General features: G+C 65.4%; 10 protein-coding genes. 5 read left to right on the top strand and 5 right to left on the bottom strand.

From position 1 onward, the window contains the following. Window position 1: 1 nt before the first annotated feature. Together J5251_RS02020 and J5251_RS02015 are read left to right on the top strand one after the other, a co-directional pair. Window positions 2-934 carry a carbohydrate ABC transporter permease gene (locus J5251_RS02020; RefSeq protein ID WP_208575025.1) on the top strand — a complete coding sequence of 311 codons (933 nt, stop codon included), beginning with the start codon at window positions 2-4 and terminating at the stop codon, window positions 932-934. A 27-nt stretch (window positions 935-961) separates the two neighbouring features. Beyond that, on the top strand, window positions 962-4,084 hold the full coding sequence (locus J5251_RS02015) for an alpha-mannosidase (RefSeq protein ID WP_208575024.1): 3,123 nt from the start codon (window positions 962-964) through the stop codon (window positions 4,082-4,084). Here J5251_RS02015 and J5251_RS02010 read toward each other — a convergent pair. Further along, window positions 4,081-4,689: a cob(I)yrinic acid a,c-diamide adenosyltransferase gene (locus J5251_RS02010; protein WP_208575023.1), complete on the bottom strand. Its 609-nt coding sequence runs from the start codon at window positions 4,687-4,689 to the stop codon at window positions 4,081-4,083. The genes J5251_RS02015 and J5251_RS02010 overlap by 4 nt on opposite strands. 107 nt (window positions 4,690-4,796) lie before the next feature. Here J5251_RS02010 and J5251_RS02005 point away from each other — a divergent pair, with 107 nt between their 5' ends. Further along, window positions 4,797-6,494 (top strand): BCCT family transporter, encoded by a 1,698-nt coding sequence (locus tag J5251_RS02005; RefSeq protein WP_208575022.1) that lies wholly within the window; start codon window positions 4,797-4,799, stop codon window positions 6,492-6,494. A gap of 157 nt (window positions 6,495-6,651) precedes the next feature. Here the strand turns inward: J5251_RS02005 and J5251_RS02000 are convergent, their stop codons facing one another. Beyond that, window positions 6,652-7,686: an NAD-dependent epimerase/dehydratase family protein gene (locus tag J5251_RS02000; protein ID WP_208575021.1), complete on the bottom strand. Its 1,035-nt coding sequence runs from the start codon at window positions 7,684-7,686 to the stop codon at window positions 6,652-6,654. Window positions 7,687-7,799: 113 nt separating this feature from the next. Here J5251_RS02000 and J5251_RS01995 point away from each other — a divergent pair, with 113 nt between their 5' ends. Further along, complete coding sequence (locus J5251_RS01995; protein ID WP_139007201.1) at window positions 7,800-8,348, top strand: acyl-CoA thioesterase; 549 nt, start codon at window positions 7,800-7,802, stop codon at window positions 8,346-8,348. Between the two features lie 57 nt (window positions 8,349-8,405). Here the strand turns inward: J5251_RS01995 and J5251_RS01990 are convergent, their stop codons facing one another. Next, entirely contained in the window at window positions 8,406-10,019 is a 1,614-nt protein-coding gene (locus J5251_RS01990) for an AMP-binding protein (RefSeq protein WP_208575020.1), read from the bottom strand. 129 nt (window positions 10,020-10,148) lie between these two features. Further along, the gene (locus tag J5251_RS01985) at window positions 10,149-10,799 is read right to left on the bottom strand and encodes a LysE family translocator (RefSeq protein ID WP_139007203.1); all 651 of its coding nucleotides are present in this window, start codon (window positions 10,797-10,799) and stop codon (window positions 10,149-10,151) included. 115 nt (window positions 10,800-10,914) lie between these two features. Here J5251_RS01985 and J5251_RS01980 point away from each other — a divergent pair, with 115 nt between their 5' ends. Beyond that, on the top strand, window positions 10,915-11,370 hold the full coding sequence (locus J5251_RS01980; RefSeq protein WP_139007204.1) for an Lrp/AsnC family transcriptional regulator: 456 nt from the start codon (window positions 10,915-10,917) through the stop codon (window positions 11,368-11,370). Between the two features lie 53 nt (window positions 11,371-11,423). On the opposite strand, the gene J5251_RS01975 is transcribed toward J5251_RS01980, so the two are convergent. Then, entirely contained in the window at window positions 11,424-12,275 is an 852-nt protein-coding gene (locus J5251_RS01975) for a LysR family transcriptional regulator (protein WP_139007205.1), read from the bottom strand. Window positions 12,276-12,285: the final 10 nt, after the last annotated feature.

Genomic DNA, 12,285 nt, shown 5'->3' with positions numbered 1-12,285 from the left:
AATGTCCCCGACACCGGCAGCAACGCCTGCTCCGGCAACTGCGGCCGCCACTTCGCCCGCCCCTGCCATGGGACGGGAGCGGCGGCCGCGTCCCGGCTTGTCCGTTTCCTCCGCCCGCAGGTCGGCGTCAAAGACGCTGGCCAATGCGGTGCTGATCCTGCTAGGGCTGTGTTTCCTGATCCCGTTGAGCTGGCTGGTGTTGGCGTCGTTGGACCCCGAGGCCGGTTATACCACCGAGCTGCCGAAGACTTTCACGCTGGATAACTTCGCCGCGGTGCTGACCCCGGAGCTGGCGTTTGTGCCGCTGCTGAACAGCCTGCTGCTCTCGGCCGGGGCCGCTGCGCTCACCGTGGTTGCGGCAGTGCTGGCCGCTTACCCGCTGTCCCGGTACCAGCTGCGCTTCAACAAACCGTTCCTCTACACGGTGCTGTTCGGCACCTGCCTGCCGATCACCGCCATCATGGTCCCGGTCTACAGCCTGTTTGTGCAGCTGAACCTGCTGGACTCGTTGCCGGCCACCACGTTTTTCATGGCCGCGACATTCCTGCCGATGGCCATCTGGATGACCAAGAACTTCATGGATTCGGTCCCCATCAGCCTGGAGGAGGCAGCCTGGATGGACGGCGCGTCCTCGATGAAGGCGCTCGCCCATGTGGTGGTGCCGCTGATGCGACCGGGACTGGCCGTGGTCTTTATCTTCGTTTTCATCCAGGCCTGGGGGAACTTTTTTGTGCCGTTCATCCTGCTGCTCTCCTCCGGCAAGCAGCCCGCAGCCGTGAGCATCTTCCGCTTCTTCGGCCAGTATGGCACCGTGGCGTACGGACAGCTTGCCGCGTTTTCCATTCTCTATTCGATTCCCGTGATCCTGCTTTACGTACTGGTCTCGCGCGGCATCGGCGGCTCGTTCGCCATGGCCGGTGCGATGAAGGGGTAGTTCGTCGCGTAGTCCTAAGGAGTGTTTATGCACGACAACCGGTTACTGGTCGAGGCGCGGATCCAGCGGTTCATGACGGAGCGGCTCGCAGCCCAGCTCTACCGGGAAGCTGTCCCGCTGCGCGTCGAGGCGTGGGCCTGCCCGGACGAGCCGGTTCCCTGCTCGGAGGCGATGCTGCAGCAATTCGAGCCCTTTGACGTGGGCGGGGCCTGGGGGCTGCCGTGGGGGACCACCTGGTTCCGGTTCTCCGCCCAGGTTCCCGCGGACTGGGCCGGAAAGTACGACGGCGGTGCCCGCCTTGGCAGGGAAGGCTCCGTTGGGCTGCCCGCGGGGGAGATCGATGGCGCCGCGCGGCTGGAGGCGGTGATCGACCTCGGTTGCACTTCCCTGCTGCCCGGCTTCCAGGCCGAAGGAATGGCCTACCGCCCGGATGGCAGCATCATCAAGGGCGTTGAACCGCTGAACATGCATGTCCCGCTGGATCCTGGACCTGACGGCAGGATTGAGTTTTATGTGGAGGCGGCGTCGAACCCAAACGTCGCGGATGGATTCCTCTTCGCACCCACACCGCTGGGGGACAAGGCCACCGCCGGGAGCGAGCCGCAGAACGTGCTGGCCCGGGCGGACCTGGCGCTGCTGGATGTGCAGGTGTGGGAACTGCTGCAGGACTTCCGGACGCTGGACGGGCTGATGCGAGAGCTGCCCGAGGACCTGCCTCGCCGACATGAAATCCTGCGGGCACTGGAACGGGCGCTCAATGCCGCCGACCCGCAGGACCTCGCCTCGACGGCTTCGGCGGTGAGGGCCTGCCTGGCCGAAGTGCTCAGCGCGCCGGCGTATGCCAGCGCGCACCGCATTTATGCCGTCGGCCATGCCCACATCGACAGCGCCTGGCTCTGGCCGGTGCGTGAGACCGTGCGCAAAGTGGCCAGGACGTTTTCCAACGTGCTGGACCTGATCGAGGAGCACCCGGATTTCGTGTTCACCGCCTCGTCGGCCCAGCAGTACGCGTGGCTGAAGGAGCACTATCCCGAACTGTTCGAGCGGGTGGCCGTAGCCGTGCGCGGCGGCCGCTTTGTGCCGGCCGGCGGCATGTGGGTGGAACCGGACACCAACATGGCCGGCGGGGAGGCCTTGGCCCGGCAGTTCGTGGCCGGCAAGCGCTTCTTTCTGGAGAACTTCGGGGTGGAACCACTGGAGGTGTGGCTGCCGGATTCCTTCGGCTACTCCGGTGCGCTACCGCAGATCGTCAAGGCCGCCGGTTCCCGCTGGTTCCTGACACAGAAGATCTCCTGGAACGACACCAACCGCTTCCCGCACCACACCTTCCAGTGGGAGGGGATCGACGGCAGCCGGATTTTCACGCACTTCCCGCCTGCGGACACGTACAGCTCGGACATCTCCGCGGCACAGTTGGCCCATGCCCAGCGGAATTACCGCGAAAAGGGCCCCGCCAACACCTCGCTGTTGCCTTTCGGCTGGGGCGACGGCGGCGGCGGGCCCACGCGCGAAATGCTCGCGGCGGCCTTTCGGACGGCAGATCTCGAGGGTTCACCGCGGGTGCAGCTCTCCTGTCCGGAAACGTTCTTCCGCACGGCCGAGGCAGAGTATCCGGAGCCGCCGGTCTTCTCCGGCGAGCTGTACCTGGAGTTCCACCGCGGCACCTATACCTCGCAGGCGCGGACCAAGCGGGGCAATCGGCGCAGCGAGCATCTGCTGCGCGAGGCCGAGCTCTGGGCCACCACGGCGGCCATCCGCAAAGGTGCGCCGTATCCCTACGACGAGCTGGAGCGTGCCTGGCAGACGGTGCTGTTGCAGCAGTTCCACGACATCCTGCCCGGCTCATCGATCGCCTGGGTCCATCAGGAGGCCGAGCGCAACTACGCGTGGGTGGCCGAAACGCTGGAAGGGCTGATCGCGGACGCCCTCGCCGCCATCGTCAATCCGGACAGCGGCCGGCTCAGCGTCAACGCCGGTCCCTACCCAATAGCCGGGGTGCCCGGGCTGGGCGGCGGCACGCCAGCCGGGGCTGTGCCGGTCCGGCTGGAACACGGCGAGGGCGGATGGACCCTGCGCAGTGAAGCGCTGGAACTGACAATCGACGACGCCGGACTGCTCACCTCGCTGCTGGACCGCGGCGCCGGGCGGGAGCTGGTACCGGCCGGGCTGGCGGGCAACCTGTTCCAGGTCTTCCGCGACATGCCCAACCAGTGGGATGCTTGGGACCTCGACGAGCACTACAAATCGACCGTGGCAGAGCTGCGCAAAGCCGACTTCGTGGAACCGCTCGAGACAAACGAGGTGCCCGGGCTACGGATCCGCCATTCGTTCGGGGACTCCGTGCTGACCGAGCAGATCCGGCTAAGCCAGGACGGAACCGCCGTCGAACTCGAAATTGAGGTGGACTGGCACGAGCAGCAGAAACTGCTCAAGCTGATGTTCCCGCTGGACGTGCACGCGGACCGCGCCGCCTCGGAAATCCAGTTCGGCCATATCTACCGGCCTACCCACAGCAACACGTCCTGGGACGCCTCCCGCTTCGAAACGGTGGCGCACCGCTGGATCCACGTGGCCGAGCCCGGCTATGGCGTGGCCCTGGCTAATGACGCCACGTACGGTTACGACATCGGCCGCGCCGCGCTCGCTGACGGTGCCGGCACGTACACGTCCGTCCGGGCATCGCTGCTGCGTGCGCCGCTGTTCCCGGATCCGGGGGCGGACCAGGGACGGCATCCCTTCCGGTTCTCGCTGCGGCCCAACGCCGGGATACCCGAAGCCGCGGCCGAAGGGTACCGGCTGAACCTGCCGCTACGCATAGTCAACGGATCGGCGCGCGGCACCGGTGCGGGCGCCGAAGCCAATGACGCAAGCGTCGGGCTCAAGCCGCTGTTCGCCGTCGATAATCCCGCAGTGGTCATCGAAGCGGTCAAGCTGGCCGAAGACCGCAGCGGTGATGTGGTGATCCGCTTGTACGAGGCGCACGGCGCCCGGGCCGAAGCAGTGCTGCAGCCCGACTTTGATTACGACGGCGTGGCCGCCACTGACTTGCTGGAGCGCGAGGTTCCGGCGGGCTGGCTCCAGGACGTGGACTCCGGAGCCCGGTTGCGGCTCAGGCCCTTCCAGCTGGCTACCCTCCGGTTCCGCCGCTAGTGGCTTTCACCATCGGTCTCTTCCGGGTTTTCGGCCGGCATCGAGACGGAAGATTCCGGCACCCACATCACGTCGCCATGTTCGGCGTTGGCCCCGCGCGCCATCACGAACAACAGGCCGGAGAGTCGGTTCATGTAGCGGGCGCACTCCACGTTAACCGTGTCCGGGTGTTCTTCGACGGCACGCCAGACGGCAACTTCGGCGCGCCGGACAACGGAGCGGGACTGGTACAAGTGTGCTCCGGCCAAGGTTCCGCCGGGCAGGAGCATGCCGCCCAAGTCACCGGCTTCCTGCTCGAAATGCTCAATGGCGCGCTCGATCCGCTCAGTATGGCCGGGAATGATCCGGGCCAGGGCCGGCGTGGGACTGTTGGTCGGAATGCTGAGATCCGTGGCCAGGTCAAACAGGTCATTCTGCACGCTGACCAGCGTTGCTGCCAGATGCGGCGGCAGGGTGCCTCCGGCCAGCGTCACGGCGATCGAGGCGTTCGCCGCATCGCACTCCACGTACGCGACGACCCTCACATCCGTCTTGGGAATCGTGCCATGTCCGCCGAAGTCCGTTTGGCCGGAGTCGCCGCTGTGCGTGTAGCCTAGCTCGTTCATGGCTGCAACTATACTAACGATAGATTCCGGGGCAGAAGTGGCAAGCGTTGAACAGGGCTTAGTCCCGTTGCAGCAAAGCAGAACAACACGGACCAGCGAGGGTTTCCATGCGTGAACATCAAGCGGGTAAATCACCGGAAGCGCGATTGGGTGATGCAGTCTCCGACACTCCGGCCCATGGATGGGCCGGCATAGACAAAACTGTTTTCGGCGTCTCCTTGGTGATCGTCGTCGCCGTCTGTATTCTCGGCATCTTTTTCACAGAGGCCATAGAGGGGGCTGCTGGCGCGGCCCTCGGCTGGATCACCAGTACCTTCGGCTGGCTCTTCATCCTGGCCGCCACCGGATTCGTTGCCTTTTCCCTGGTCCTTGCATTCGGGCGGTACGGCAACATCCCGCTCGCCCGGGAAGGGGAGGGACCGGAGTTTTCGACGCTTTCCTGGATCGCCATGATGTTCAGCGCAGGCATGGGCATTGGCCTGATGTTCTTCGGTGTCTATGAACCGGTCACGCACCTCGCCACGCCGCCGCCGTTTGTGGCGGCGGAACCGGGCAGCGAAGCGGCAGCGAGCTCGGCCATGGCCTACACCTTGTTCCACTGGGGACTGCATCCGTGGGCCATCTACTCAGTAGTGGGCCTCGCATTGGCTTATTCCACCTACCGGATGGGCCGCGGCAACCTGATGAGCTCGCCGTTCCACTCCCTGCTGGGCAAAGAAAGGATTGAGAAGGGCTGGGGCAAACCGATCGACATCCTCGCTATCATCTGCACGAAATTCGGTTCGGCAACCTCGCTGGGGCTGGGCGCTTTGCAGATTGCCGCGGGCCTGACACTGCTGCAGACGGGCGAGTTCGACGACGACCCAGGGGCTGCGCTGCCCATCATCATCATCTGTGTCCTGACTGTAGGCGTGGTCTTCTCGGCGGCCAGCGGCGTCTCCAAGGGCATTAAGTGGCTGAGCAATACCAACATGATCCTGGCCGCCGTCCTACTGGTGTTCGTTTTCGTTGTCGGGCCTACGGTGTTCATCCTTGACCTGTTGCCTAACTCCATCGGTACATACCTGTCCAGCCTGATGTCGATGAGCTTCCATTCGGCGGTCTTCGGCGGCGACGAGTGGCTTGCAAGCTGGACCATCTTCTACTGGGCCTGGTGGATTTCGTGGACGCCGTTCGTTGGCACCTTCATCGCCCGGATCTCGCGTGGCCGCACTATCAAGGAATTTGTCCTCGGCGTGCTGCTGGTTCCCACCGCGGTCAGTATCATCTGGTTCACCATTTTCGGCGGCGCCGGCATCAACGCGCAGTTGGGCGGGCTGGACATCGCCGGTAGCGGCAGCGAGGCGGCAGGGTTCTTCGCGTTGCTGCAGCAGTATCCGTTCTTTATCGGCGCGGCGATTGTGGTCATGGTCCTGACCGCAGTATTCTTCGTCAGCGGCGCCGATGCCGGCTCCCTGGTGCTTGGCACGTTGTCCTCGCGGGGCAAGAAGGAACCCTGGAAACCGCTGGTCATCATGTGGGCAATCCTCACCGGCGCGGTGGCAGCGGTCCTGCTCTTTGTCGGCGGGCTGGGCGCGTTGCAGACGTTCACCATTCTGGCAGCAACGCCGTTTGTGCTGATCATCATGGGTCTCTGCGTCGCTCTCTATGCGGACCTTCGGAAGGACCCGTTGCGGCAACGCCGGATGGGGCCGGTCCGGGGAGCAACTGCCGTACCGACCACGGTTCCCTTTGCCCAACCTGTAGAGACGGGCTCCATCGATATCGTCGACAGCCCGACGAAGAGGGAACCACACGACAAGTAACGGCCGCCCGAAGGCACCGGTATTTGAGTAGCACAGACAGTTCAACGGCGGCATCCGAACCCGGCCCCAGCCCCAAGGGGACTGCCGGGACCGGGCGGATGCCGCCGTCGTCGTTGTTGCTGGTTGGGAGGCGTGTTCACGGGGTGGCCCCGCGCGACTAGCGTGGGTGCAGCGATGGAGAGCCGGTAACGCCCTGGCCTGCAGCCAGCCCGTCAAGCACCGACTGCAGCGCTTCGATGGAGCTGTACTGCGGGGTCCAGCCGAGTTCGGTGCGTACGCGGTCCGTCTTCATGATGGGTGCGTTCCGGGCCATGTCGATCCAGCCCGGGTCCGAGGCCTGCAGCCGCACTGCCCAGGAGAGGCCCACGGCAGCACGGATCAGTCCCACCGGTACATTCAGCACCCGCCGGGCGCCGAGCATGCCGCCGAGCAGTTCGGACGTAAACACCGGATCAGCCGCGACATTGAACGCGCCGCCGGCGCGCTGGTCAACCACCCGCCAGTAGGCATCGGCAATGTCGTCCGCATGGACCACCTGGAACTTGAACGCCTTGGGGATCGGCAGCAGCGGAATCCGGAGTTTGTTCAGGAGGACCTTGGGGATGAGCGGGCCGAGGAAATAGCGCCCAATCTGGGCGCCAGCGTCGTGCTGGAAGATGAGGCCGGGCCGCAGCCGCGCCACCAGCACCTCCAGATGCCGCCGCTCGAATTCGTCCAGCAGCAACTCCTGCTCGCCCTTGAACCGGCTGTAATGCGAGGAAGCTATACCGCGGGCAGGCCAGCTTTCATCCACGGGCCGGTCCTTGTCCGCCGGGCTGTAGGCGCCGACCGACGAAGCGCAGACAAAGTGCCGGACTCCCGACTCCGCGGCGGCCGCCAACGCGTTCGCAGTGCCGTGCACGTTGACCCGGCGCATGAATGGTTCATCGTGGTTGGGCTGAAGTACCCAGGCCAAATGGACGACGGCGTCGCAACCGTTGAGTGCCTCGGCCAGCTGTTCACGCGCAGTGTCAGAGGCGACGTCGACGGAATGCCAGGTCACGCCGTCATACGGTTCCCTTGGCATCTCCGGCAGGCGGCGCGCGATCCCCACGATCTCCAGACCGTCCGGGTCTGCAGCCCTCGCCTGCTGCATGCGGCGCAGCAGCGCGGTTCCCACGTTTCCGGTAGCTCCGATCACGGCGACTCGCATGGCGGCCCTCCTGAAGGAATCAGATGCCCTTACCCTACGCGGCGCGCGGCCGGCGCAACAGGGCCATGGCCAAGTTCGCACCCCCCCAAGTTACCAACGGGTAGCATATGGGCATGCATCTGCTTCTGCGCACCCTGTTCCATTTGTTCCGCTCCCGCCGCCGGCCGAAACTCGGCATCTGGGACACCTCCTCGCTGCCGCTGCGTGTGCTGCCCTCTGACGTGGATATGGCCCTGCACATTAACAACGGGATGTACTTCTCGCTGATGGATCTGGGCCGGTTCGACCTGATGGTCCGCAGCGGAATGTGGGCCGTGATGCGCCGCAACGGCTGGAACCCGATCGTCGGCGGGGAGACCATCAGCTTCCGCAAGCCGCTGAACCTGGGGGCCAAGTACACCATCGAATCGAAGATCATCGGGTTCGACGAGCGGGCCATCTTCTTCGAGCAGCGCATGGTCAGCGGCGGCGAAATCTACGCCCGCGCCTACATCTGCGCGCGCCTGGTCTCCAAAGAGGGCCCGGTCAGCAACGAAGAGATCTTTGCGGAGACGGGCCAGCCGCCGGCGGAACTGGTCCTGCCCGAATGGATCCACGAGTGGCGGCTCAACAACTCGCTGCCCAGTACCCGCCGCCCCGCGCCGCACGCCTGGCTCAAGTAAAGACCTCTAACGACGACGGCGGAGTGCGCGTCTCCCGTTCGCCCGGTCGCCCGGCGGTTATTCTTTGGCGTGCTGGGCCCGGAGCACGAACCGCTGCAGCTTGCCGCTGGGGGTTTTCGGCAGCTCTTCGACGAAGTGGACCGTCCGCGGGTAGGCGTGCGCGGCGTACTGCTGCTTGACCAGCTGCTGCAGCTCGGCCTCCAGTTCATCCGAGGCCCGTAAAGGATCCCTCAGCACCACGTATGCCTCCAGCCGTTCGCCCCGGAGCTTGTCCGGCACACCGATGACAGCGCTTTCCTGCACGAGCGGATGGGTGGCGAGCACGGATTCAACCTCGAACGGGCCGATCCTGTAGCCGGCCATGATGATCACGTCGTCGTCGCGCGAGGAGAAATAGGTGTAGCCGTCCTCGTCCAGCTGCCCGGTGTCCCCGGTGTAGTACCAGCGGCCGTCCGGGCTGAACCGCCCGGCGGTTTTGGCAGGATCGTTGGTGTAGCCGTTGAACCAGAACAGCGGGCTGGCCGGAACATCCAGCGCCACCCGACCCTTCACGCCGGGAGCCGCGGCCTCGTCGGAGTCCATCTCCAGCACCGTGCTGGTGTAGCCGGGCATGGCAAAGCCCATGGACCCCGGCCGGACTTCACGGGCGGCCGATTCCTCCCAGCAGTTGATGATGCACATGCCCATTTCGGTCTGCCCGTAGTGGTCGCGGACCGCCGCTCCAAGGTACTTTGCGGACCAGGCGATGGTGTCCGCATCCAGGGGTTCGCCGGCGCTGGAAGCGCGGCGGACGGAGAGGCCCTCGATGCCCTCGGGCCGGGCGGCGCGCATGGAGCGGAAGATGGTGGGGGCCGCGGCGAAGTTGGTGACCTTGAAGTCACGCAGGATCTGCCAGCACAGCTCCGGATCGAAGCCGCTGCGGAGCAGCAGGTTGCGGCGGCCGGCATACAGCGGCGCCAGCAGCCCGTAGTACAACCCGTAGGCCCAGCCCGGATCCGCCACGTTCCAGAAGACATCGTCCTCGCGCACGTCCAGCCCGTAATGCAGGTAGGCGTGGAAGGCCTCCAGCGCCCTGACGGGGACAGGAACGCCCTTGGGCTCGCCCGTGGTTCCGGACGTGAAGATCTCCACCAGCGGGTCATCGAGCGAGCGTGCTACGGCGGGGAAACCCGTGCTTTCCGCGTCGAGCAACGCGCTCAGGTGCGCCGCGCCGTCGTCGTTATTTACGGTCTCGGCGCCGGCGCCGGCGACGATCACCTGCAATCCGAGCTTGTCCCGCAGGCCATCGAGCTTCTGCAACTGGGCCGCGTCGGCGATTACGACGGAGGCGCCGCTGCGGGACAGCCGCACCTCGATGGCGGGTGTAGCGAACGCGGTGAACAGCGGGACGTGCACCGCGCCCAACCGCCACAAACCCAGGAGAACCGCGACCAGATCCGCGCTCTTGCCCATCAGCGTTGCCACCCGGTCGCCCGGCTGCACACCCAGGGCCGCAAAGGCGGCGGCGGCCTGCTCGGAGCGGTCCTTCAGCCAGCCATAGCTCAGGTCCGTCGAGCCCAGATCCGGCTCGATTACGGTGAACGCGGTGTCGGCCGCCGGGTGCCGGTCGCAGAGCAGTTCGGCTGGTTTCACCGGTTCGGTCAACTGTGGCACAGCGGCTGGCTCTGGCATGAAGGACTCCGTTTGTGACCGCCGACATGGCGTGGGCTCAACCGTAGCCAGGTCGCGGGCGCACTGCGGGACGATTCCAACAACGACGGCGGTGCCTGCCTTGGCAAGGCAGCACATCGCGGGTGGCGGCTAGGCGAAGAAAGCCAGCAAAGGACCGGCCTGCTCCCACAGGAGGGCGGCGCCCAGGACGATCATGATGGTGCCGCTGGCCAGGGTGACCCGGCCGGCGGCGGCCGGACGCGAGGCGAGCAGCTTCCGCGATGCCAGGGCAACCAGGGTGTAGACGAGGGCGGCAGCCGCGACAAAGGACAGACCCAGGATGCCGGACTGGACGGATGCGGGCAGTGAGGCCTGCGGGCTGACGAACTGCGGTACCAGCGCCACATAGAGCAGCAGGCCCTTGGGGTTAATGCCGCTGGTCCCCATCCCGCGGAAGAACGTTGCCACCCGGCCCGTGGTGCGGGGCGGGTTGTCCGTTCCGCCGCTGCTGAAGCTGGCGGCGCGCCAGTTCCTGGCCGTGCTGATTCCCAGCCAGAGAAGATACACGGCGCCGGCGACCGTCAGCCAGCCCAGAAGGGACGGCTGGCTGGCGATGAGGGCCGCGAGTCCGGCGGCGACCAGCAGGGTGTGCAGCACGTAGCCGCTGCACAGCCCGGCAACTGCCGGGGCGAAACTGCGCTGGCCCAGGCCGGCCGCAATCGAATAGGCCCAATCGGCTCCCGGGGTGCAGGCCAGCGTAAAGGCAACAATGGCGAAGCCGAAAAACAGCTGCTGATCCATGGGAAAACTCCTGCTCGAAGGCGTGACTGGCTAGCTGGAATAACCGTATGGAAAAACCGTTGAGAAGTGCTTACCTTTTTATTGCCGAACTGCAGGGATGGAGTAAGATTCTTGCGTGATAGACAAGATTGATAGAAGTATTTTGCGCAGTCTCCAGCAGGATGGGCGAAGGACTGCCACCGCGCTCGCCAGCGACATCGGACTGACCGTAGCGCCCTGCCACCGCAGGCTGCGCGAGCTGGAGTCCTCCGGCGTGATCCGCGGCTACCGGGCGGACATAGAGCCGTCCGCCGTCGGTCTGGGTTTTGAGGCCATCGTGTTTGTCACCCTGCGCCAGGTGGACCGTGCCACGCTGGCGGAGTTCGAGCGCCAGGTCATCGCGAACACGCACATTATTGAAGCGGAGCGGCTCTTCGGCGACATCGACTACCTGCTTAAAGTGGTCGCTGCAGATCTGCCCGCCTACCAGCACTTCTACGATGAAGAGCTCTCCGCGCTTCCGGCGGTGGAGCAACTGACCTCCACCATCGTCATGAAGAATCTCAAGGCGGGCGCGGGATTGCCGCTCTGACGGACACGATGGCGGTGGAGCGCGGGTGGGTGGTGGCCCGGAGAGTCCGGCGGTCAGCTATAAAGCTCGGTCAGCAGTTTGACGATGGCACCTGTTTCGCCCGACGGGCGGGATTTCGGCCAGGCTGCATAGACCGGCAGCGCGGGCGCGTCCCGAACCAGGCGGTAGGTCAATCCCGGTCTGCGGTACTGGTGCATGGTGGCCTCGGCGGTGATGCCCCGGGCTTTGCCACTGCTGATGACCGTCAGCCAGTCATCGATGTTGCTGATGCTGATGGTGGATTCGGGACGCCCGTCTGCCGGCCACAATTCAATGTTCGTGCTGCCCGTGCGTAGGTCGAGCGCAACCGTGCCCTCGGCGATCTGGGCCAGGGTGACGGTCCGGCGTGAAACCAACGGGTCGTCCGAAGCCATCGCACAGTAGCGCTTTTCGAAGCCAATGCGCGCCATATCGAAGGCTTCGGGATCGGGCTCCCGCCGGAGAATTGCCAGGTCGGCTACCCCTTCGGTTAGACCGGCAGTTGAGGTATTGGTGCGGATGAGCCGCAGCTCCGTATGTGGATGCGCATCCGCCCATCTGCGCTGAAACTCCACGGTGTGCTTCCCGAGGGCCGACCAGGCGTACCCCAGCCGGACGACCGCATTTTCCGACCGCGCGTCCCGCTCCAGATCGTCGAGGACCAGCAGGAGGCGGCGAGCCTGATTGAGCGTTTTCTCGCCGGCTGGAGACAGTTCCAGCGAACGTGTTGTGCGATCGACAAGCCGGACGCCGAGCTCGCCTTCAAGGCTGGCCAGATTGCGCGAGACCGAAGCCTGCGAGACTCCGAGCTCGATGGCCGCGTCGGTAAAGCTGCCCGTTTCGGCGAGGGCAACCAAACAGCGCAAGTGGCGGATCTCAACACTCATGCGCTCAGTG

The organism is Arthrobacter crystallopoietes, assembly GCF_017603825.1.
Classification (GTDB): domain Bacteria; phylum Actinomycetota; class Actinomycetes; order Actinomycetales; family Micrococcaceae; genus Crystallibacter; species Crystallibacter crystallopoietes_B.
Note: the sequence above shows the minus strand (reverse complement) of the source record. Positions and strands in the feature narration are given on the sequence as shown.